The organism is Synechococcus sp. MU1611 (assembly GCF_020514255.1).
Taxonomy (GTDB): domain Bacteria; phylum Cyanobacteriota; class Cyanobacteriia; order PCC-6307; family Cyanobiaceae; genus Parasynechococcus.
The window spans coordinates 526194-548016 of record NZ_VTLC01000001.1 but is presented as its reverse complement, the minus strand read 5'-3'; the positions used below and the strand labels follow the sequence as shown (position 1 = coordinate 548016).

General features: G+C 60.9%; 19 protein-coding genes. 5 read left to right on the top strand and 14 right to left on the bottom strand.

Translation table 11 applies throughout. From position 1 onward, the window contains the following. Positions 1–5: 5 nt before the first annotated feature. Complete coding sequence (locus FZZ92_RS03305) at positions 6–920, bottom strand: branched-chain amino acid transaminase (protein WP_226422560.1); 915 nt, start codon at positions 918–920, stop codon at positions 6–8. Positions 921–985: 65 nt separating this feature from the next. Here FZZ92_RS03305 and cobN point away from each other — a divergent pair, with 65 nt between their 5' ends. Continuing rightward, on the top strand, positions 986–4714 hold the full coding sequence (gene cobN / locus FZZ92_RS03300; protein WP_226397624.1) for a cobaltochelatase subunit CobN: 3729 nt from the start codon (positions 986–988) through the stop codon (positions 4712–4714). Here the strand turns inward: cobN and FZZ92_RS03295 are convergent. From FZZ92_RS03295 to FZZ92_RS03265, 7 genes are read right to left on the bottom strand one after another with little or no spacing between them, the layout of a single operon-like run. Further along, positions 4704–5258 (bottom strand): hypothetical protein, encoded by a 555-nt coding sequence (locus FZZ92_RS03295; RefSeq protein WP_226407188.1) that lies wholly within the window; start codon positions 5256–5258, stop codon positions 4704–4706. The genes cobN and FZZ92_RS03295 overlap by 11 nt on opposite strands. A gap of 27 nt (positions 5259–5285) precedes the next feature. Next, on the bottom strand, positions 5286–5933 hold the full coding sequence (locus tag FZZ92_RS03290) for a PHP domain-containing protein (protein WP_166016554.1): 648 nt from the start codon (positions 5931–5933) through the stop codon (positions 5286–5288). A 1-nt stretch (position 5934) separates the two neighbouring features. Beyond that, positions 5935–6507: a protoporphyrinogen oxidase HemJ gene (gene hemJ, locus FZZ92_RS03285; protein ID WP_166016555.1), complete on the bottom strand. Its 573-nt coding sequence runs from the start codon at positions 6505–6507 to the stop codon at positions 5935–5937. A 35-nt stretch (positions 6508–6542) separates the two neighbouring features. Next, complete coding sequence (locus FZZ92_RS03280) at positions 6543–8030, bottom strand: cryptochrome/photolyase family protein (protein WP_226422559.1); 1488 nt, start codon at positions 8028–8030, stop codon at positions 6543–6545. A 2-nt stretch (positions 8031–8032) separates the two neighbouring features. Continuing rightward, positions 8033–8320 carry a hypothetical protein gene (locus tag FZZ92_RS03275; RefSeq protein ID WP_115023056.1) on the bottom strand — a complete coding sequence of 96 codons (288 nt, stop codon included), beginning with the start codon at positions 8318–8320 and terminating at the stop codon, positions 8033–8035. Beyond that, entirely contained in the window at positions 8317–10308 is a 1992-nt protein-coding gene (gene uvrC, locus FZZ92_RS03270) for an excinuclease ABC subunit UvrC (protein ID WP_226397621.1), read from the bottom strand. Before uvrC ends, FZZ92_RS03275 begins: the two co-directional genes overlap by 4 nt. A gap of 9 nt (positions 10309–10317) precedes the next feature. After that, positions 10318–10800 (bottom strand): flavin reductase family protein, encoded by a 483-nt coding sequence (locus FZZ92_RS03265; RefSeq protein ID WP_226397767.1) that lies wholly within the window; start codon positions 10798–10800, stop codon positions 10318–10320. A gap of 69 nt (positions 10801–10869) precedes the next feature. Here FZZ92_RS03265 and coaD point away from each other — a divergent pair, with 69 nt between their 5' ends. Both coaD and FZZ92_RS03255 read left to right on the top strand, forming a co-directional pair. Continuing rightward, positions 10870–11361, top strand: a complete 492-nt coding sequence (gene coaD / locus FZZ92_RS03260) for a pantetheine-phosphate adenylyltransferase (RefSeq protein ID WP_226397620.1) — start codon at positions 10870–10872, stop codon at positions 11359–11361. A 1-nt stretch (position 11362) separates the two neighbouring features. Beyond that, the gene (locus FZZ92_RS03255) at positions 11363–12469 is read left to right on the top strand and encodes a hypothetical protein (protein ID WP_115023051.1); all 1107 of its coding nucleotides are present in this window, start codon (positions 11363–11365) and stop codon (positions 12467–12469) included. Here FZZ92_RS03255 and dacB read toward each other — a convergent pair. The 5 genes from dacB to dapF form a co-directional block, all read right to left on the bottom strand. After that, positions 12414–13718, bottom strand: coding sequence for a D-alanyl-D-alanine carboxypeptidase/D-alanyl-D-alanine-endopeptidase (dacB, locus tag FZZ92_RS03250; RefSeq protein WP_226397619.1), 1305 nt, complete (start codon positions 13716–13718; stop codon positions 12414–12416). The genes FZZ92_RS03255 and dacB overlap by 56 nt on opposite strands. Beyond that, the gene (locus FZZ92_RS03245; protein WP_226422558.1) at positions 13718–14224 is read right to left on the bottom strand and encodes a DUF4330 domain-containing protein; all 507 of its coding nucleotides are present in this window, start codon (positions 14222–14224) and stop codon (positions 13718–13720) included. The genes dacB and FZZ92_RS03245 overlap by 1 nt, the downstream gene beginning before the upstream one ends. Before the next feature lie 62 nt (positions 14225–14286). Further along, the gene (locus FZZ92_RS03240; protein WP_115023046.1) at positions 14287–15003 is read right to left on the bottom strand and encodes a DUF1995 family protein; all 717 of its coding nucleotides are present in this window, start codon (positions 15001–15003) and stop codon (positions 14287–14289) included. Between the two features lie 12 nt (positions 15004–15015). Next, on the bottom strand, positions 15016–16188 hold the full coding sequence (locus FZZ92_RS03235; protein ID WP_226422557.1) for an aminotransferase class V-fold PLP-dependent enzyme: 1173 nt from the start codon (positions 16186–16188) through the stop codon (positions 15016–15018). Beyond that, positions 16175–17257 carry a diaminopimelate epimerase gene (gene dapF, locus FZZ92_RS03230; RefSeq protein WP_226422556.1) on the bottom strand — a complete coding sequence of 361 codons (1083 nt, stop codon included), beginning with the start codon at positions 17255–17257 and terminating at the stop codon, positions 16175–16177. Before dapF ends, FZZ92_RS03235 begins: the two co-directional genes overlap by 14 nt. 27 nt (positions 17258–17284) lie before the next feature. Between dapF and FZZ92_RS03225 the strand changes: the two genes are divergently transcribed. Next, entirely contained in the window at positions 17285–17506 is a 222-nt protein-coding gene (locus FZZ92_RS03225; RefSeq protein ID WP_115022083.1) for a hypothetical protein, read from the top strand. Between the two features lie 46 nt (positions 17507–17552). Continuing rightward, entirely contained in the window at positions 17553–20162 is a 2610-nt protein-coding gene (gene leuS / locus FZZ92_RS03220; RefSeq protein ID WP_226397615.1) for a leucine--tRNA ligase, read from the top strand. 12 nt (positions 20163–20174) lie between these two features. On the opposite strand, the gene FZZ92_RS03215 is transcribed toward leuS, so the two are convergent. Beyond that, positions 20175–21773 carry a glucose-6-phosphate isomerase gene (locus FZZ92_RS03215; RefSeq protein WP_226422555.1) on the bottom strand — a complete coding sequence of 533 codons (1599 nt, stop codon included), beginning with the start codon at positions 21771–21773 and terminating at the stop codon, positions 20175–20177. Between the last annotated feature and the right edge of the window lie 50 nt (positions 21774–21823).

The window sequence follows — 21823 nt, the reverse complement described above, 5'->3', positions numbered from 1 at the left end:
GAACTTCAGGCGATCGGAATACGGTTCACCCAGTGCTCATAGGCGGGGTCCAGACCTTCGGTGATGGCCACAAGCTTGGTCTTCAAAGCATTCATCACGGGACGCTCGGCGTTCAGAACCGTGGATTCGATCTGCCGAATCGGCGTCACCTTGGCGGCCGTGCCTGACAGAAACACTTCATCGGCGATGAACAACTCGGTTTTGTCGACCGGCCGCTCGATCACAGGGATCTCCATCGCTTTCGCCAGCTCAATCACGCTGGCGCGGGTGATCCCCTCGAGGATGTCCTGATCGACCCCAGGCGTAATCAGTTGGCCATCGCGCACCAGGAAAAGATTCATGCCGCTGGCTTCGCTGATCTTGCCGCGGCTGTTCAGCAGCAGGGCCTCGTCGAAACCGCTCTGTACGGCCTCCGTCTTGGCTAGCGAACTGGTGATGTAAGCGCCGGAGATTTTGCCGCGCAACGGCAGCGAGCGATCCTCCTGGCGGGTCCAGCTGCTGATCCTGCAGCTCACCCCTTCCGGGGAGAGGTAATCCCCCAGGGGGAGTCCGTAGATCAGGAAATCGGTCTCAATGTTGTGCAGTCGCGGAGCGATGCCCAGATCACTGGTGTAAACGAAGGGCCTCAGATAGATCGGCTGGTCAGGCTTGTTGGCCCTCAGCATTGCGGTGAGTGCGGAGAGGATTGTCTCCTCACTCAGATCAGTCAGCAGCAACCTGGCGCTCTGGCTCAAGCGGCGTGCATGCCGATCAGCGCGAAACAACAGCATCGTGTCGCTGTTCTGCGGATCGGGAATGGCCCGCATCCCGCCGAACGCTCCGGTGCCGTAGTGCAGGGCGTGGGTGGCGATGGAGATCCTGGCCTCCTCGAAGGGAACGCACTGGCCCTGGAACCAGGCATAGGGCAGGAACTGATGCATCACCTTGATGAATCCGATCGCTGAATCTTCTCACCACCGGGCACCACGAGACGGAGAATGGAGCCATGCATCGTCTTGCCACCTGTCCGGGTCTGGACCCACCCGAAGACGTGGTGCTCGTCGAGCAGCCAGGCGCAGATGTGCTGTTCTTGACCAGCGCCGGCACAGATATCAGTTGCCTCGACGCCTGCCTTCCACTCACCCCGGCCTGGAACGAGCGGATCCGCGCGTTGCCCCTGAGTTGTCTCGAACACCCAGCTCAGCTGGACCACTACCTCAATACCACTGCCCAGGCGGCTCGGTTGATTGTGGTTCGACTGCTGGGAAGCCGTGGGCACTGGAGCTACGGGTTCGAGCAGCTGCAGCGATGGTGCAGTGATGCACCGCAACGGGAATTGATCGTCCTGGCTGGAACCGCCGACCAAACCAACGAACTCCATGGACTTGGCTCCTGCAGCCCTGAACTAGCTGATCAGCTGTCGGCACTACTGCGGGAGGGAGGTATCGAGAACATGGGCCAACTGCTGCGATGCCTCGAGGCCCTGCTTGACGGCAGCCCACCGTCCCCAAAGAGCATTGCGGTGGTGCCATGCCCTGACCCCATGCCCTGGGACTGGCGGGATGAATCCGGTGCCACGGTGGGAGTGGTGCTCTACAGAGCCCAGTTTCAAGCAGGTGATCTCGCCCTGGCGGATGCCTTGAATGACGCCCTGCGGAGGCAGGGACTGCGACCCTGTCTGCTCTGGGTCAGCAGCTTGCGAGACCCCGCAGTCCAGGCCGGAGTGCATGACCTGCTCCTGCAGCAACGGGCAGAGCTCGTCATTGCAGGCACGTCTTTTGCCTCGGTCCAGGCGGAACAAGCCGGCTTGGGCAGTCCGCTCTGGGATCGCCTGGATCGACCGGTGTTGCAGCTGCTCAGCAGCAGCCGCAGCCGTGCCCAGTGGCTGGAGAGCAGCCAAGGGCTCAATCCGATGGATCTTTCGCTGCAGGTTGTGATGCCGGAACTGGATGCGCGGATCACCACGCGCCCGTGCGCTTTTCGTGACCACCGGAAGGCCACCGGACCTCTAGCCACAGCCATTCCCTGCCTAGAGCCCGATTCAAGGGGGATTGGATGGCTTGCAGAGCACAGCCGCCGCTGGATCGAGCTGCGCCAGACGCCATGCGCTGACCGTCGTATCGCCATGGTTCTGGCCAACTATCCCGTCCGGGATGGCCGTGTTGCCAATGGCGTCGGTCTCGACACTCCTGACAGCACGTGGCGGATGCTCACCTGGCTGGCGGAAGCGGGCTATGGCCTCGGGACGGAGTCTTTGCCAAGCACGGGCGATGCCTTGATGCAACAGCTGCTGGCCGGACGGACCAATGCACCGGAGGGGCAGAACCGACCGCCGCTGGATCATCTTCCCCTTGCCATCTATTTGGACTGGTGGAGCACAATTCCTGAGCCGGCACGACGCTTGATCGAATCCCGATGGGGACCGCCGGAGAGCGCCTGCGATCTGGACGGAAGCAAGGGTTTTGCGATTCACGGGCTGCGCTTCGGCCACGTGCTGGTGTTGATCCAACCGGATCGTGGTTACGACGCTGATCAGATCGCTGATCTTCATTCACCAGATCTTCCACCACCGCACCGTTATCTGGCCCAATACCTCTGGCTACGCCAGGTGCATCAGACCCAGGTGATGTTGCATGTGGGAAAACACGGCAGTGCCGAATGGTTGCCGGGCAAATCGGTGGGACTGAGCGAGAGCTGCGGCCCCGATCTGGCCCTGGGTCCCATCCCCCACCTCTATCCCTTCATCGTCAACGACCCCGGAGAAGGCTCCCAGGCCAAACGACGTGGTCACGCCGTCGTTCTGGACCACCTCACACCTCCTCTCGGCCGTGCTGGGCTGCATGGACCATTGCAGCGCTTAGAAGGGCTTCTCGATGAACTGGTGGAGGTTCGTCAGCTCGGGGGTGAACGGGCGCGGGTGCTGGAACAGTCGGTTCATGCCACCTTGCTGACCCTCAACTGGCCTGGAATTCCCAGCGGGGAGGAGCTTCGACGTCAACCGGAACTCCTGGAGACCTGCCTGGATCAGGCAGAGACCTATCTCTGCGAACTCAAGGAATCGCAGATCCGCACCGGGCTGCATCGGTTCGGCGTCGCTCCTTCTGCCGCCGCAGCCGATGAACTGCTGATCGCACTCGCCCGCCCGCCCCGGCAAGGGCAGCCAGGGTTGCTGCAGGCCATGGCCCAGCAAGCGAGCCTGGCGTTCGACCCCTGGCAACAGGATGAAGGTGAGCGGCTGTCTGAGACCGACCAGAACCGGCTAAGCAGGCTGGGCGGCTCGGATTGCCGTCGGGTCGGAGATGGCTGTGACTGGCTTGAGCAGCAGGCGCTTCTGTTGATTCGACAGGTTGTCCACGGAGAACGAAGCGACGGGCTGGCCGAACCCTTCAAGAACTGGGACCCGGATGATCGCTGCCTGTTCAACCTCCGCAACGAGCTCTGGCCCCGCTTGAACGGTTGTGCCGGCGCCGAAAAATCGGCCTTCTTGCGGGGCATTCAAGGCCACCGCATAGCAGCGGGACCCTCAGGAGCTCCGAGTCGTGGACGTCCCGATGTGCTTCCCACGGGCCGAAATTTTTATTCGGTCGACCTACGGGGTTTGCCCACGGAAGCGGCCTGGGATCTCGGGCGTCGGTCAGCGGAGCAGCTGCTGGACCTTCATCTGCTGGAGCAAGGGGAGCCATTGCGCCATATGGCTTTATCGGTCTGGGGAACTGCCACGATGCGCAATGGCGGAGAAGACATCGCCCAACTGCTGGCCCTGATCGGTGTTCGGCCGGTCTGGGATGGCCCCACCCGTCGGTTGGTGGATCTCGAGGTCATTCCGGCTCGATTGCTGGGTCGCCCGCGGGTGGATGTGGTGCTGCGCATCTCTGGACTGTTCCGCGATGCCTTTCCCCAGTTGGTGGGCTGGGTGCATCAAGCCCAGTCGATGGTCGCAGTGCTCGATGAACCGGACTCAGTCAATCCTCTGGCGGGTCTGACCCGTGAAGGGGGACCCCAGGGCCGCATCTATGGATCAGCCCCAGGTGCCTATGGAGCCGGTCTTCAGGCCCTGATCGACAGTGGCAGCTGGGAGTCACGCTCAGACCTCGCGCAGGCTTTCCTCAGCTGGAGTCAGTGGTCCTATGACGGCTCCGACGCTCCCAGCCTTGATCGCTCCGGACTCGAGCAGGCACTGGGCAGGGTGCAGGTGGTTCTGCACAACCAGGACAACCGCGAGCATGATCTGCTCGATTCAGACGACTATTACCAGTTCCAGGGTGGGCTGAGTGCAGCCGTGGAAGAGGTGTCCGGGGCGCGTCCGCAGCTGTGGTTTGGGGATCACTCACGCCATGAACGGCCTCGGATGCACCATCTCGAGAAAGAAATCGACAAGGTGATGCGCAGCCGGATGCTCAATCCCCGCTGGATCGAGGGAATGATGCAACACGGCTACAAGGGGGCCTTCGAGATGGGGGCCAGTCTTGATTACCTGTTCGCCTATGACGCCTCCACCGATCGTGTACCCGATTGGTGTTACGGAGCACTCTGTGACCAGTGGTTGAACCAGCCCAGGATCCAGGAGTTCCTAAGCACCAGCAATCCCTGGGTGCTTAGGGATATGGCGGAACGACTTTTGGAAGCCTCGAATCGAGGCCTCTGGGGTACCGCAACTGCTGAACAGTTGCAGCTGCTGCAACGGCTGGTGAACAGCAGCGAAGCCAAGATTGAACGGGGCAGCCCTATTTGTTGAGATCGCGGACCATCTGACGGAAGGGATCGATTGATCCAGGCTTGGACGATGGTGCCGCGGAGCCAACCTTGGCCGTCGGTTCCGCCGGGGCCTTCAGCTCTTCCTTGCGACCAACAGGAGCTGCATCAGCCGCAGCAGGGGTATTAACCCCGGTGATAGCCGTGCCCTTGAGGCGCTGGCTCATCTCCTTCGTGCTCACCTGTTCAGCAAAGGTTTTCTTCACCGGCTTGGGAATGCCGGCTGTGATGTTGACGGATTCTTCCTTCTTGACGACCCCGCCAAGGCCTTCGCTGCGCTTCTCAAGCTTCTCGGTTTCGGCAGCCACCTCCATGATCTGTTCCTTCGTTCCGGGGCTGGCAGCCGTGCCGGGGAAGGTGCGGCGAATCGTTTTCGACTCCCGCATGTAGTTCACATCCCCCAGTGAGGATGAGGAATCTGCATCGAGGAAGAACTCCGCCGGCTTCTCCTTCGCTGGCTTGCGAGGCTCAATCGAGGAGTCGGACTCTGCGGAATCCTTTTTCAGCAGACGATCCAAGAAGCCCATGTCGACCGGAACTGAGATGGACCGAACTTAGCGGCCACGAAGGTCAATTCCATGGGTATCAGTGCCACACGTACGCAAAAGGCCAAGGTTGCCGAGCTGACGATCGATGGAGTCGCAGATCAACGGGCTGGCAGACCAGGTCGTTTGCATGTCGTAGTCGTACCAGGCCTCACCCCCATCGAAACCCAGCCGAGCCGCCTCGTTGATCAGAACGTCATGGTCAAGGCGATACCGGGCGGGATGAGCAAGGATCGCCAATCCGCCGGCGGCATGAATGGCCTTGACCACCGCCTCGGCACGCAACGGTTCTCCAACGACGGCATCACCGCGGTTGTAAGGCTGAAGTGCTGGGTGGTGCAGCTCAAAGCCGAGAGCCAGCACATGTACAAGGCATCCCTTCAGCAAAGCACTGATTTCCATCCCGCTCCAGACCATGGGACACACAGCACCGGCGCCGCGTTGCTGATCTAACCAGGCACGGATCTCCCTGTGGGCCTGGGAGCTGTGGTGATCCGTCACCGCCAGGTGCTGGAGCCCCAGCTCGGTGGCCTGTTGGATGAGCTCGAGAGGTTCGAGGCTTCCGTCACTGCAGACGGTGTGGCAGTGAAAGTTGTGCGTGGTGGGGCAGCTCGACGGTCCCACCTGCTCGAGGACGGCCTTGAGGGGGTGGGTCATCTCAGGCTTTGGCAGAGGCTTCAGCCCGCAGACGCCGCCAGCGGGCATAGAACTGGATCGACGCGGCCATGAACACCACCAGGGCAACGATGAACCAGGTCGCCGCGCTTGTGGGGAATTGCGTCTTGAACACCACCAGCATCACCACGATCACCAGCAGCAGGGTGGGCAGCTCATTCAGAGCCCGAAGCTGCTTGCCCGACCAGGCGCAGGTGCCCGCGTGCAGTTGGCCCATAAGCCGATAACAAAACACGTGATAGGCCAGCAGGGCTGCCACAAAAGCAAGTTTGGCGTGCATCCAGCCCTGCTGAAGCCAAGACGGTTGAGCCAACAGCAGGCCGATGGCCATCGAGACAGCCACAACCATGCCGGGCGTGGTGATGATGTTGGCGAGACGTTTCTCCATCAAGGTGTACTGATCCCGGAACGGCTGTTGCAGTTCCGGCGCCAGCTCCTCGGTTTCGACGTGGTAGATGAACAGGCGCACCAGGTAAAAGAGGCCCGCAAACCACACCACAACCCCAACGATGTGCAGGGTCTTGAACCAGAGGTAGGCCTCGGGCGAGAACGTCATCAACACAGCCGATCTGAAGCGACCTTACGCAGGGTTCAGGTGAGCCCGTCAAGAAAATCGCTGGCCCGGCGCTGATGGGCCAAGAGAGCATCAGGGCCCATGCGGTCCAGGTTTCGGGCCATCATCGCCAGCCGATATTGGCGACGGAAGAAGTCCTGATGGCGGTGGATGAAGGTCCAGAACAATCCATCCCAAGTGTCGCACCACTCCCCCTTGCGGTAGTCCGACATCTTGCGCACGTAATTCGAACCCGACAGATAGGGCTTGGTCGTGAACAGCCCACCATCGGCGAACTGACTCATTCCATAAACGTTGGGCACCATCACCCAGTCGTAGGCATCGACGAAAAGCTCCATGAACCAGGTGTAGATCCGGGTTGGATGGAATCCGCAGAGGAGCATCACGTTGCCCAGGAGCATCAAGCGTTCGATGTGGTGGCAGTAGCCGGTCTCGAGCGCATGACGGATGGCGTCATCAATCGGGGGCAGGCCCGTTGATGCGGTGTAGAAGGCAGAGGGAATCGGTCGGTCTTCGAAACCCCAGAAATTGCCCTTTCGCATCTCCACTCCATGGCGCAGGTACATCGCGGCCATGAACTCCCGCCAGCCGACGATCTGACGCAGAAATCCTTCAAGTGAATTCAAGGGAACATCGCCGCTCGCAGCTCGCTCCAGCGTGCGATCCAGCACCTGTTGTGGCGTGAGCAGACCGATGTTCAGCATCGGTGTGAGCACGCTGTGCCACATCACCCGGTGCTGGGTGCTGATCGCATCTTCATAGGCCCCGAACTCTCGCAACCGTTGGTCGAGAAACCCATCCAGCCAGCGGGCAGCTTCGGAATGGGTCACGGGGTAATGAAACGAATCCCAGCTGCCGATACCAGCCACACCCTCCTCGATCAGCTGCTGCCGCGCTTGGTCAACGGCTGCCGTCGAGCGCTCCACTGGTGGATCAGGAACAACGATGCCTTTGGGCAGCTTCTTGCGGTTATCGGCATCAAAACTCCAACGCCCGCCAACGGGGCCACCCTCAGGTTCGATCAACAGATCCAGTCGCTTGCGCTGCATCTCGTAGAAGCGACCCATCAAGGGCTTTTTGCCAGCAGCGAAGTGTTCATTGATCACTGCAGCTGGGGTGAGCAGCATCGGTGTGGGGACGATCTCTAGGCCGCATTGATGCCGCGATGCAAAGGCTGAGATGCGTTTCGAGAGGACGTCGTCCACCGGATCTGCCAGATAAAAAGAGCGGTATCCCTGGGCCACTAGATCAGCCAGGATCTCAGCGGTGTCACCCACCTGCCCCTGCAGAACGCGCAGAACGGTGAGGCCCTTGGCTTGAAGCATCTCGGCGTAGGCCGTCATCGATGCTCGATGAAGGAGAAGACGCTGCCGATGCACTTGCATCGGCCAGGTGGGGTCGGAACCAAAGAAGAGCGGATCCTCGATCAGGGCAACGGGACGTCCTGGACGAATCGCAGGGTGGTGCTCAAACAGCTGATGGGGAAAAACAAGGCTGAGGTCCACCGTCAGCTGTCCTCACCCGCAAGACGGCAGGCACGACGACCCAGGGCGGTGGCATAGGCCCGGTCCACAGGACCGGACATGGGGCTCAGCTGGCCGGCCCGGCAATTCATCACCACCTTTTCGTGATGGCCCTGCTGGTCGTTGAGACGCAGCACCAACTGCCAATGATTCTTGGCACTGCGGGTGATGCCGTCGGCACACACAGGCCCTGTGCAGAGGCCGGGAGAGGCCCAAACCGGGGTGGCGAATAAAAGCACTCCTGCCAGGGCCATGCAGAGATGACGGATCATGCGGAGAGTTCCTGAGGCTGTTCTTCTAAAGCAGCCCCGTCATCACCGCCGTCCCCGTCCTCGGAAGGGTGGAAGAAGTCATGGATATCGCGGGCCAGCGCGGGGCCCACCCCAGGCGCTTTGGAGAGGGTCTCGATCGACGCCAACTGGATGGCATCGATCGAATGGAAATGGGCCAGAAGATCCTTCACCCGCTTCGGCCCAACCCCTGGGATGTCAGACAGGCGAGACCGCTTCATCCGTTCTCCCCGCTGCTGGCGATGGAAGGTGACGGCAAAACGATGAGCTTCGTCCCGCAACCGGCGCAGAAGCACAACACCGAGCTGGTCAGGTTCACTCTCCAGCGGTTGGCTTTCACCCGGGAGAAAAACCTCTTCGCGCTGTTTGGCGAGCGAGCAGACGTTCAGATCCTCATGTAGATCCAGTTCGCGCAGGGCCTCCATCACGGCGGAAAGCTGGCCCTTGCCCCCATCGATCATCACCACATCGGGCCAGTCGTTAAGGCCGTCGGTTTGCAGCGCACTGCCGCCTTTGTGTCGCAGCGCCCCCACATCCACGCCCTCAGCTTTTGCCCGAGCCCAACGTCGAAAACGGCGACGCATGATTTCCGCCATCGCCATGAAGTCGTCGCTGTGGCCAGCTCGGATGCTGCTGCTGCGGATTTTGTATTTGCGGTAGTGCTGCTTGGCGGGCAGTCCATCAATGAACACCACCTGCGAGGCCACGGCATCGCTGCCCTGGATGTGGCTGATGTCATACCCCTCAATCCGCCGCGGCGGGGTCGGTAACTCCAGCAGCTGCGCCAGATCCTCCGTCGCCAAAGACTGCTTCTCCTGCCCCTGCTTGGCGCGGAGCAACTCAAACTCAGCATTGCGCTGAACCAGTTCGATCAGGTCGGCCTTTTGCTGGCGCTGCGGGCAGTGGATCTGCACCCGACGTTCCCGTTGTTCCGACAACCAGTCCTCCATCAGCGTCTGCTGGGGCAAAGCGTGTTGAACCAAAAGTTCGGGCGGAACCTCAACGGAATCCACCTGGCTGTAGTGCTCTTCAATCACGCGCTGCAGGATCAGGCCAGGCTCCAAACCAGACGCATCGGCGGTGTAGCCGAGACGTCCCACCAGCTTCCCGGCCCGCATCTGAAACAGCTGGACGGCCGCCAGCCGCTCATCAAACGCAAGGGCAAGAACATCACGGCTCACGGAAGAGTCCGGCAGGCTCATCTTTTGGTCTGCGGTGAGCTGATCCAGACCCTGAAGTTGATCACGCACGCGGGCTGCCGATTCGTAATCCATCCGCTCGGCGTAACGCCCCATCTGCTCCTGAAGCAGCTGCTGCAACTCATCGCTGCGGCCCTGAAACACCATCGCCACCTTGCGGATAGTGCGGTGGTAGTCCTCGGAGCTGATTTTTTCCTGACAAACCCCCGGACAGCGTCCGATGTTGTAGTTGAGGCAGGTGCGGTCGGGATACATCGGTCGTGGCCGCTGCCGCAGCGGGAAGACGCGTTTCACCAGGAACAGCGTGCGACGCAACAGCCCAACATCGACATAGGGCCCATAGAAGCGATCCAGGGGGCTGCGGAAACGACGGCGACGGGTGATGAAAATCCTTGGATAGGCCTCACTCCAGGTGATGCAGAGGTAGGGGTATTTCTTGTCGTCCTTCAGCAGCACGTTGAAGTGCGGCTGATGGTTCTTGATCAGGTTGGATTCAAGAACGAGGGCTTCCGCCTCGCTGTCGGTCACGATGAACTCGATCTCGCAGACCTGGCGCGTCATCAGGCGGATCCGTGGCGACAGATCGTGCCGACTGCGGAAATAACTGCGCACCCGACTGCGCAAGGACTTCGACTTACCGACGTAGAGGATCCGGTCGTCGCCGTCCCGCATCAGATAGCAACCCGGTTCAGCGGGAATCTCCTTCAGGCGGTATTCAAGACGTTCAGGCTGCGTCAGCAGCGGTGAACCGGGAGCTGGAACTGGATCCACCTCGTCAGCTCAGCCGCCGTAATTCCAGCCGGTGCTGGCCAGATTCAGCGCATCACCATCAGCGATTAGACGCGCTGTTTTCACTTCTCCAACAAAGACCGTGTGGTCACCGTGCTTGATCGCCCCCACGAGTTCGCACTCCACACCACCGACGGCATCGGTGAGGAGAGGCAAGCCGAGTTCTCCCTCTTCAAAAGGTGCCGCCTCAAAACGACCACCAAGCGCCTTTTGGGGCTTGAAGAAAACGGCAGCCAGATCTTTTTGGTCGGCCCGCAGCACATTCAGGGAGAACTTGCCGGTGGCTTCGATGATGGCGTGACTGCTGCTGTCGGCTCGAACGCCCATCACCACCAGAGGTGGTTCGAAGGATCCCTGGGTCACCCAGCTAGCGGTGAAACCATTGACCTCATCGCCGTTGCGAACGCCGCAGATGAAGAGTCCATGCGGGATCTTGCGGAGCAAGACCTTTTTGGCGTCAGCGTCGAGGCTCATGGCACGGGTGCGATGGACGAAATCTAAACAGCAATCCGCTGCATAGGATCCGCCCATCGCTGATTCCCGATGCGGGCGCTTTACCCAGGCAGTTTCGACCCCCTCACCAACGGTCATATGGACGTGATTGAGCGGGCGGTAAGTCTCTTTGGAGAAGTGGTCGTTGCCGTGCTGAGCAATCCGAGCAAGCGACCTGCCTTCACGATCGAAGAACGAATCGAACAGATCCGCACATCGACGCGCCATTTGTCTGGCGTTGAGGTGATCAGTTTCGATGGCCTCACGGTGAACTGCGCTGTCACCCATCGCGCCGACTTAATCCTGCGGGGCCTGCGAGCGATGAGTGACTTCGAATATGAGCTACAGATCGCCCACACCAACCGGTCGTTAGCGGAGGATCTGGAGACCGTGTTCATGGCCACGACTGCTCGGCACAGCTTCCTCAGCAGCTCCGTGGTGAAGGAAGTGGCCCGCTTTGGCGGATCCATCGACCACATGGTGCCGCCAGAGGTGGCGAAGGACCTCAACAGGCTCTTTAATTCGGCTTTCCCAACCAGCTGAGATGAACGACGTCCGGTTCACCGTTCTCGATCAACTCGACCAGTTGGAGGAAGTTGTTCTGGAAGGCAGTCGACTCCCTTTCACCGGCGGACGTCTGGTGAATGAAACAGATGCCGTGGAGCTTCTCGATGCCGTACGGGAAGGACTGCCAACAGATCTTGAGCGTGCCGCCAAGCTGATTGATCGGCGCGACGAGTTCATCAACACCGCCCGCAAGAGCGCAGAGGAGATCGTTGATCAGGCCCAGCGCCAACGGGAACAGCTGGTGAACAATGCCGCCATCCGCCAGGAAGCGGAGCGGCAGGTGAATGAGATGCGTGATCAGACCCGCCAGCAGTGTGAGCAACTGCTTCAAACGACGCGTCAGCAGGGCGCCAAGCTCGAACAGGAGATGCAAAGCAAGCTGGCACAGATGGAGCAACAGTTCTCTGCCCGCCGTCAGCAGCTGGAGCAGGAGGCCCTGGAGCGTCGCCAGCAGCTGGATCAAGAGGCGATTGAACTGAAGCGTCAGCACGCCGAACAACACGAAGCGAGCCGCCAACAGGCCCAGAAACAAATCCAGCAGATTGAGAAAAACGCTGTTGAGCTCAAGCGGCAACACGCAGATCAGCATGAAGCGAACCGCCAGCAGGCCCAGCTTCAGCTTCAGTCGATGGAGAAAGAGATTGCCGAGCTCAAGCGTCAACACCTTGAGCAACACGAGAACACCCGCCAACAAGCACTGCAGGACCTTGAAACCATCCGCCGTGAAGCCCTTCGCCTTCAGAAGGAAGGCCGCGACGAAGCCGAGCGGATCCACAACGATGCGCTTCAGTTCCGCCAGCAGACCCAGCAGCAGTGCGAATCGCTGATCCAGCGCAGCCGTCAGGAGGCTGCCGGTGTTCAGGATGGCGCTAACCGTTACGCGGAACAGACGCTGGGTGAGCTGGAAGTGCGTTTGAAAGAAATGGCCCAGGTGGTTATGGCCGGCCGTCAGGAGCTATCCAAGATTCAGACAATCCGTTCAGCCACCCCTGCGGCCAACGGTGGCGAGGATTCCAAGACCGTGCCGATTAGTCGCGCACACCGTGCAGCGTCCCGCCTGCGTTCCATGAGGGGCAACGGCTGACCCGCTGGCTTGCCAGAAGGATTTGAACCATCACGCTGTTGGGTGCATAGGCCCCGTTGGAGATCATGCTCACGTATCGGGGCCCATCAGCGGTTTCAAGAATTCCCGAAATCGAGCGAACACCGGTCAGGGTTCCTGTTTTGCCCCAAAAACGCCCTTGGAGCGACGTACCCCGGAAGTAGTTGCGCAGCGTTCCCCTCTGCCCGGCGATCGCCATCGACGCCTGGTAGTAGGCCCCTAGGGGATGTTGCGCCATGCGCCACAGCAGAACGGAGAGGGAACGACTGGTGAGACGGTTGCCCCTGGAGAGTCCACTTCCATCCCTCACCCGCAGACCCGTCATGGGAAGTCCCTGCGCCTGCATCCAACGGGTGGTAGTCAGGGCCGCACGATTCACGTCCCAAGCGTCTGCGGCTTCGCGCATCAGTACCTCGGCGGTGAAGTTATGGCTCTCCGTGTTGGCAAGGCTGAGCAGAGCATGCATCGGCGCTGAATCCTCGCTGTGCAGCACCACACTCGCTTCATCACTCCGCGCAGTTACCGCTTCTCGGGTCTGCTGGTCAACCATCTGAAGACGGATCTGCCCCCCCTGCTGACGGATGGTGGAATTCAGAATCCGCTGCAACCGTGCCGCTGGATCCATCACCGCCATATGCAGTGCATTGCTGGTGAGAGCGAGGCGGGTGATCGGAGCGCCATAGGCATAGGAGCGATCCGCCGGGTCCCAGTCGGCGGGCCACCAGCGCTGCCGCGGTTCCTCTCGCACCATCAACTGCACAGGCACTGTTGAAAGGCTGGTCGGGGTGCGAGAGCCGCCCTGGCCGAGCGCCACCATGGCGAACTTCTGGATCTCCGCAATGCTGAGGTCGGGATCCCCTTCCCCAACAATTTCAAGCGTCCCATCGGCATGACGCAACAACTGCGTTTTCAGCCTGAAGTCGGGACCGAGGCGATCCAGAGCAAAGGCCGTGCTGACCAGTTTTTGATTGGATGCTGGAACACGGGGAACCCCCCCGTTCAGATCAGCCAGCAACTGGCCGCGTTGATCCACAACGCTGACGCTCCACACCCGCTTTTCCGGACCTACAGCGGTTTCCAGGGCCGATTGCAATGCGGGACAAAGCGCTCCACCGGTGAGCAACGCCTGGCCTTGGCGTTGAACCACCGGTGGTGGTGCCAGCAACGGAGTTGCTGCCCTCAGAGGCAACTGGGGCGCCAGCAAAAGCAGCGTGAATAGAGCAGAGCGCATCACAGAGGCGTCACTCCACTGACGACACCGTTTAAGCGGTAGAGACGTCCTTCAAGCTCAACGGGGACACCCACCTTGAGCTTGGTCCCGCCGATCACAACACCTGAAGGTTTGATCTCCGCATTGGCCTCCATCACAAAACGAGCGTGTCGGGGGAGGGCGGTGCTGGGGGCATCAGCAACAACCACCGAACCATCGGGCTGAACTGCCGTCAGGGAATTGGTGAGGTCATCCACCGAAACCAAAGTCACACGGCCAGCTGGTTGGTTCCGTATCACGATGTTGAGCGCCGCTTCTTCCCGGGCTGAATTCAGCAGTTGCTCAGGATTGGCGCTGTACAGATGACGCACATCCACGCTGACCTGCACAGGCTTCAAGGCACCAGTCGCTTTCGCGACTGCATTAGAGAGCTTGGGGGACCAGATCACTCCACCCAGAGCTGCCAGGGCGACAACAGCTGCCACTGCATCGATGGGAGAAAAGGATCGCAGCCTGTTGAGCACCATCGAAGGGGAGCTTGGGCACGAACCTTAAAGAGTGTCTGATCCTGGATCAAGCCAACCGCATCTCAATTGCGAAGACCATCAAGGAAGCGATCAACACCGGAGAGCTGTTGCTTGATGCTGTCAGGATCTTCCCCAGCCAGCAGAGCTGCGGTGGTGTCAGGGTCCGGACGTTCGGGAAGCACCTCCAATTGCCGGTACCCATCGGGATCCTGACGATAGAGACGCCAGTCATCGGGGAAGCAGCGCATCAACGCTCCTCCATCCAACGGCTGGAGCCAATAGGCCTGTTGCCAACTGGCCACGAAACCCTTGCGGCGCTCCCGGGCCACGCTTCCGATCCCGACAGCGGCGTCTTCAAGACGTCCATTCAGCATCAGGATCACTCCAGCATGGTTTTCGCACAAGGCCTGGAACTCCTCGTAATCAGCGGGCGAAGGATTCACCGCGAGGAGCAGGCGCGTATCGGGAGTTGTGCTGTCCGAGCGTTTCAGCTGATTGAAGTCGAGAATCACGTCTTTGAGATCCTCCGCATCACGCCGCGCCAGGGCTGCAGCGCCGGCGTCGGGCCAGACCATCACCAGCTGTTGACCGGTAGCGATGAGTGCACGGGCCAGACGCACCGCCACCGGCAGCAGTCGCAACCCCTCAAACCGGAGGCTTGCTGCCCAGCGTTGGCCATCGCCAGAACCCACCGCTGCCAGGGCGGCTTGCAACATGGCCTCCTCGGCTGCGAGCAGATCCGCGGGGAGGTCGAGACAGGGGGCGTCGGATTGAGTCATCGCCAAAGCATGTCAGGGAAAAGCCCTCAATACGGATTCAAAACGGCCTGGAACGGCGTCGAGTTCCTGATCAGAGAGCCATGGGCCAAGGGTCAGGCGCAGCCCTGACTGCCGTTCAGGCTCGGGAATCCCCATGGCCGTGAGAACGGCACTGTCTGAGCTGCTTCCACTGCTGCAGGCGCTGCCACTGCTGCAGGCCACACCCGCCGCTGCAAGCCGCCGCACGAGGTCGCGACCCGGCAGAGGCATGCCATCGGTCGACTTCACCAGCAGCGCGATGTGGTGGGGCAGACGGCCTGACAGCGGGGGGCCGCAAAGCCGGAGCTGAGGAAGCTCCAGTAGGCGCTCAAGCAGTTGATCGCGTTGGCGGCGGATCTTCACTGCGCTGCCAGGGGGAACGGGATGCGTAACGGGGTCAAAGCTTGGAAGCACCTTCAGAGCTTCTGCCATACCGCTGACAAGAGCGACGGGTTCAGTACCGGAGCGCAGGCCATGCTCCTGTCCACCACCGCCCTGGAGCGTTGAGAGGGCAACACCTGGGGCGCGAATCAGCAGGCCCACGCCGCGGGGACCACGGAACTTGTGGGCGGAGAGGGTCAGCAAGTCGACCCCGAGCCGCACGAACGGAAAACAGCCCTGCGGTACGAGTTGGGTGGCATCGCTGTGGATCAAGATGCCGCGCTCGCGGCAGGCCTGGGCAACCTCGATCAGAGGTTGAAGCGCACCCACCTCACCCTGGGCAGCGGTCAGGGACACCAACCGCGTCGGAGCAGACAACAGCTGATCGAGTTGGTCCAGTCGCACCACCCCCTGCCCATCGACAGGCCATTCAGCAACGCTCCACCCCTGGGCCTCGAGTTGGTAAGCCGCAGCGATCACCGCTGGATGCTCCACTGCAGAGATCACCACACGGCCGGGAGCAAGACCCGCGGCACTGCCGAGAAGGGCGAGATGGACGGATTCAGTCGCCCCCGAGGTGACGATCAACTGATCCGCGCCGACACCAAAACGCTCAGCCATACGCCAGCGGGCCCGCTCGAGGGCCTCCGCAGCTGCCAGCCCTGCTCCATGAAGACTGCTGGGGTTCGCCCAGGCCGTTTGCTGGAGCTGCTGCATGACTGCGATCACCTCCGGCAGCGGCGGTGTCGTGGCGGCAGCATCGAGATACAGCTCAGGGCGTGTCACGCTCGAACCGCGCCTTGGTGCGTTGCTCCAGTGACTCACTGGCGAGATTGAGCATCGAATCGAGAGAGGTGGAGTTCAGAAAGTTCTGCACTTGCTCCAGGGCGGCCGCTTCGTCCTCTGGACTCGCTGCAGGCGTCACCTCTTTGGCGGGTGAGGAATTGGTGCTGACCTGGTTAACGGGACTGTCCTGGGGAGCCACGGCAGACGGACCAGGAACCAACTCTGGCGTCAGTACACCATCAAACACTGCCTCCGCCGGTCCAGTCATCAGCACCGAACCGCTTCGATCGCGCCATTCGATCATCAGCGGACCGCCGGGAAGTAGAACCTCGGCACAGTCATCGGCGAGGCCCAACAACAATGCCGCCACGAGGGTGGCGCAGGCTCCGGTGCCGCAGGCCAGGGTCGGACCTGCACCCCGCTCCCATACCCGGATCTCCAGACGCTCACGGCTGTGAACCTGAAGGAAATGAACATTGGTTTTGGCCGGGAACGCTGGATGCACCTCCAGGGCAGCTCCCCAGGCCTCAAAGGGAATGCTGGCGAGATCCTCAACGGGAACCACCACGTGAGGGTTGCCCATACCAACAGCGGCCACCCTCAGTTGATCGTCCTCCAACATCAGCACCCCCTGGGGCAGCCCGTCCTCCGGCATCAGTGTTGTGGGAATGCCTTCCGGCGTGAGGAACGGAGGCCCCATATCCACCCGCAACTGGCGGTCCGCCATGAGTTCAGGGCGAATCATTCCCGCGAGGGTTTCGATGTCCCAACTTCGTCCTGGCGCATCTCCATCGGTATCGGCCAGATAACGCGCCAGGCAACGAATGCCGTTACCGCACATCTCGGCCTCACTTCCATCGGCATTGATGATCCGCATGCGCAGTTCACCCTCCGCCTGAGCTGGAAGCGCCAGGATCAGACCATCCGCGCCAACACCGAAACGCCGATCGCAGATATGGCGCACCCAGGCGGGATCGGGATCACTGATGGCATCGGGGAGTTGTCCCTGCCGGCCCTCCACAATCAGGAAGTCGTTGCCAAGTCCCTGATATTTGCTGAACTGCAGCATGCGTGGCCGGTATCGCCCCTGAATCCTATGGAGACAGCTCCACTTGATCCAAGTCTTCCGGGGGTTCGGCTGCTGCAGAGCTGGATTCGTGAACAGCTGCCGCTCAGCATCGGGCTGGTTGGTCAAGAGCCCATCGAGGGGCGTCTGATCTGGCAGGACCCTGAATTTCTGGCCATTGAACGCATGGCAGCCAGCCGGCCCGTGCTGATCAATCGACGCCAGATCACTGTGATCCGCTCCCTCGGCTGAACACCAGGCATGTGGCACGATCGCAACCTTGCCGAGCGCTGGTTCCGTGAACGCTGCCAACCCTGCCGTCGACGCCAGTACGCAGAACGATCGTTACGACCCCGTAGCGCTTGAACAGCGCTGGCAGGACAGCTGGAAAACCGATGAGGTGGATGCCACCGACGAGAACAGTGACAAACCTGGCTTCTTTGCCCTGTCGATGTTCCCGTACCCATCGGGAAGCTTGCACATGGGCCATGTGCGGAATTACGTCATCACCGATGTGATCGCCCGTGTTCAGCGCATGCGCGGACACTCTGTATTGCATCCCATGGGCTGGGATGCCTTCGGACTCCCCGCGGAAAATGCCGCGATCGAGAGGAATGTCGATCCTGGGGACTGGACCGACCGCAACATTGATCAGATGCGGGCGCAACTGGATCGTCTTGGCTTATCGATTGACTGGAGCCGCGAACAGGCGACCTGCCACAGCGACTACTACCGCTGGACCCAATGGCTGTTTCTTGAGCTGCTCGAAGGGGGCCTGGCCTATCGCAAAAATGCCACCGTCAACTGGGACCCCGTCGATCAGACCGTTCTGGCCAATGAGCAGGTGGATGGCGACGGCCGCTCCTGGCGCTCCGGGGCCCTGGTGGAACAACGCCAGCTGAACCAATGGTTCCTACGCATCACCGACTACGCCGAACCGCTTCTTAACGGCCTTGACGCGCTCCAGGGCTGGCCGGAACGGGTACGCACCATGCAGGCCAACTGGATTGGCCGCTCCGAAGGCGCGGAAATCACCTTCTGCGTTGAAGGGGCCCAGGACCAGACGATCACCGTGTTCACCACCCGGCCCGACACCCTCGCCGGGGCGAGCTACGTGGTGCTGGCTCCGGAAAACGAGCAAGTCGACGACCTGACAAGCGCTGAGCAGACGGCGACGGTCGAAGCCTTCAAAAAAGAAGTGGCTCGGCTCAGCACGATCGAACGCACCAGCGATGACCGACCCAAGCGGGGTGTGCCCATCGGCAGTCGTGTCGTCAACCCCCTGACGGGAGCTGTTCTTCCGGTCTGGATCGCCGACTACGTGCTCGCCGAATACGGCACCGGGGCCGTCATGGGCGTGCCGGCCCACGACCAACGTGACATCGCCTTTGCCCAATCGAATGATCTGCCGATTCAGCAGGTGATCGATGCCGAGGGGGCTGCGGAGGCGATCGCCGCTGGGCAGGCTTGGACGGATCCCGGAACACTGATCAATTCAGGATCCTTCGATGGCACAGCATCAGCCGAGGCCAAGACGTCCATCACCAGCCATGGAGCGGAACAGGGTTGGGCCCGCAGCAAGGTCACCTATCGATTACGCGACTGGCTGATCTCCCGCCAGCGCTACTGGGGCTGTCCGATTCCTGTTATTCACTGCGATGACTGCGGTTCTGTTCCTGTGCCCCGAGACGAGCTACCGGTGGAACTGCCCCGGGGCATTGATCTTTCTGGGAAGGGTGGCTCGCCCCTGAGTCAGCAGAGCGATTGGGTCAACGTGCCCTGCCCCAACTGTGGCAAGCCCGCCAAGCGCGAGACCGACACCATGGACACCTTCATGTGTTCCTCCTGGTATTTCCTCCGTTTTGCGGATCCCCACAACACCGAAAAGCCCTTCACCAAGGAGGCGGTGAACCGCTGGTTGCCGGTGAAGCAGTACGTGGGTGGGATCGAGCACGCGATCCTGCACCTGCTCTATGCCCGTTTCTTCACTAAGGCGCTCAAGGATCGCGGCCTGATTGACATCAATGAGCCCTTTGAACGCCTCCTTACCCAAGGGATGGTTCAGGCAATCACCTACAGAAATGCGACAACCGGCAAGTACATCGCTCCTGCGGATGTGGCGGATCCAGAGGATCCCCGCGACCCCAACACCAACGACAAGTTGGAGGTGTTGTTCGAGAAAATGTCGAAGTCGAAATACAACGGCGTCGACCCTGCAGCCGTAATCGATCGCTACGGCGCTGATACGGCCCGCATGTTCATCCTGTTCAAGGCACCTCCAGAGAAGGATCTGGAGTGGGATGACGCCGATGTGGAAGGTCAGTTCCGTTTCCTGCAACGGCTGTGGAGGCTTGTTGAGGCGGGTGCCGCACGCATCGATTCCATGGAGCCGATGCAACGGTCGGATTCGCTTCATGAAGCCGACAGCGCCGTGCGTCGTGCCCTGCATCTCGCCATCGAAGCCGTCAGCGAAGATCTCAGCGATGAGATTCAGCTGAATACGGCGATCTCCGAGCTGATGAAGCTCTCCAATGCCATCAGCGCAACAGGCGTCGACGCCCTGAGTGATTCTGTGTTGCAGGAGGCCCTCTCCGGCCTGGTTCGCCTCTTAGCCCCCTTTGCACCGCACTTAGCAGAAGAGTTCTGGAGCCGCCTCGGTGGAATCGGAAGTGTTCATCGCCAAACCTGGCCAGCCCTCGATCCGTCGGCTCTTATTCAAGACAGTGTTGAACTGGTGATCCAGGTGAAGGGCAAGGTGCGGGGCAAGATTCAGGTTCCCGCTTCTGCCGACAAGCAAGAGTTAGAACGGCTCGCCCTAGCCAGTGAAGTTGCCGAAAAATGGTTGGAGGGCGCCGCACCCCGGCGGGTGATTGTGGTTCCCGGGAAACTGGTGAACCTGGTGCCCTGATACCAGGCGCAATCAACTCTTGCTGAACCGCATGGAAGCTGGTTTGCCCCAGTCCCCCTGAGCATTGAAACCCCGCTTGTTGCTGGTGAGATGACGCAGGATCCAGAAAATGGATTCATCGGTGCCATCCCCTAGGACCAGGCGGATCTCGTCGGCGGAACGGGCCACACCGTCGGCCAAGATCGCTTCCACACGGCCTTGCAGGTCGAGAATCGCCGCCGCTGCTTTTTTGCCTGCCTCAACGCCGGGCTGGTGGTAGGCATTGATGTTGACGAGTTCGCCGTACAGGCCAACGGCGCGCTCGAACAAGGCAATCAAGGAACCAAGGCGCCGGGCATCAAAACACCGCATGCTGATCGTCATGCTCTGGCGCCCACCCTCAGTGAGGGCTGAGCGGGTGCCCTGTAGGAATCCGTCAAGGAAGTCGCCGGGGCATTCGCCACCAATCACGGGGATGTCGCTGACATCCTCCAGAACCTCGATGAAGGTGGCGAAGAAGTTGTCGACACCATCACGAAGTTGTTGCACGTAGGCGTGCTGATCGGTGGAGCCCTTGTTGCCGTAAACAGCAATGCCCTGGTGCACCACCTCACCGTTGCGATCGAGGCGCTTGCCCAGGGATTCCATCACCAGCTGCTGGAGGTAACGGCTGAACACCTCCAGGCGATCGCGATAAGGCAGAACGACCATGTCGCGCTGACCCCGACCGCCGCCGGCGACAAACCAGGAGGCCGCCATCAAGGCAGCCGGATTCCGACGCAGATCCGCCTCGCGGGTGGCGGCATCCATCTGAGAGGCACCAGCGAGAAAGTCGCGGGTGTCGCAACCGATCAGGGCCCCAGGCAGCAGGCCAACGGCACTGGTGATGCTGGTGCGGCCACCGACCCAATCGAACATGTCGAATCGTTTGAGCCAAGCCTCGGACTGAGCTTGCTGATCCAACTTGCTGTTCAGCATCGTCACAGCGACAGCCTGACCAGCCCACTGGCCTCCATCCGCTTCAAGCCGATGGCGGGCCTGCTCCAAGCCGATATGCGGTTCGGGGGTTCCTCCCGACTTACTCACAGTCACCACCAGCGTGCGATCCAAGCGACCATCAAGACCCGCCAGGACGTTGCTCATCCCATTGGGGTCAACGTTGTCGAAGAAGTGGAAGGGAAGTCCCTGACCGGGGTTCTGCAGAGCTCGAATCATCAATGCCGGACCCAGACCGCTGCCGCCAATGCCGATCCAGAGCACATCGGTGAAGGCTTCACCGTTGGGGGCCTTGATCGTTCCGTTGATCACATCGCGCCCGAAGGCGGCGATCAACTCGATTTCCCGGGAGATGTGCTGCTGCAGCTCTGAGCTTGGAGCAAGTTCGGGAGTGCGCAGCCAGTAGTGACCCACCTGACGCTGTTCATCCGGATTGGCGATCGCTCCGGCTTCCAACTCCTGCATCGCGGTGAAGGCCTTGTCCATCCGCGGCTGCAACTGCTGCAGGTCTGCGGCGTTGACGTGCATTCGGCTGATGTCCAACCAGACCCCAAGATCATCGTGGTACCAGCTGAGATCACAGAAACGCTGCCATTGAATCTGAGCGTCGGAAGCGCTGAAATCCGGGAAGCTCATGCCGGGCGGGCGATGCAGTCTTGCTGAACGTATCCAGGATCTGACGGGAT

Coding starts and splice junctions, on each gene's coding strand:
- dacB (WP_226397619.1), bottom strand. CDS start 13,718: ATGCGCTCTGCTCTATTCACGCTGCTTTTGCTGGCGCCCCAGTTGCCT.
- FZZ92_RS03225 (WP_115022083.1), top strand. CDS start 17,285: ATGGAGACAGCTCCACTTGATCCAAGTCTTCCGGGGGTTCGGCTGCTG.
- dapF (WP_226422556.1), bottom strand. CDS start 17,257: ATGCTGCAGTTCAGCAAATATCAGGGACTTGGCAACGACTTCCTGATT.
- FZZ92_RS03255 (WP_115023051.1), top strand. CDS start 11,363: ATGAACGACGTCCGGTTCACCGTTCTCGATCAACTCGACCAGTTGGAG.
- FZZ92_RS03265 (WP_226397767.1), bottom strand. CDS start 10,800: ATGAGCCTCGACGCTGACGCCAAAAAGGTCTTGCTCCGCAAGATCCCG.
- cobN (WP_226397624.1), top strand. CDS start 986: ATGCATCGTCTTGCCACCTGTCCGGGTCTGGACCCACCCGAAGACGTG.
- FZZ92_RS03295 (WP_226407188.1), bottom strand. CDS start 5,258: ATGGGCTTCTTGGATCGTCTGCTGAAAAAGGATTCCGCAGAGTCCGAC.
- FZZ92_RS03240 (WP_115023046.1), bottom strand. CDS start 15,003: ATGACTCAATCCGACGCCCCCTGTCTCGACCTCCCCGCGGATCTGCTC.
- hemJ (WP_166016555.1), bottom strand. CDS start 6,507: ATGACGTTCTCGCCCGAGGCCTACCTCTGGTTCAAGACCCTGCACATC.
- coaD (WP_226397620.1), top strand. CDS start 10,870: ATGCGGGCGCTTTACCCAGGCAGTTTCGACCCCCTCACCAACGGTCAT.
- FZZ92_RS03215 (WP_226422555.1), bottom strand. CDS start 21,773: ATGAGCTTCCCGGATTTCAGCGCTTCCGACGCTCAGATTCAATGGCAG.
- FZZ92_RS03305 (WP_226422560.1), bottom strand. CDS start 920: ATGCATCAGTTCCTGCCCTATGCCTGGTTCCAGGGCCAGTGCGTTCCC.
- FZZ92_RS03290 (WP_166016554.1), bottom strand. CDS start 5,933: ATGACCCACCCCCTCAAGGCCGTCCTCGAGCAGGTGGGACCGTCGAGC.
- FZZ92_RS03275 (WP_115023056.1), bottom strand. CDS start 8,320: ATGATCCGTCATCTCTGCATGGCCCTGGCAGGAGTGCTTTTATTCGCC.
- FZZ92_RS03245 (WP_226422558.1), bottom strand. CDS start 14,224: ATGGTGCTCAACAGGCTGCGATCCTTTTCTCCCATCGATGCAGTGGCA.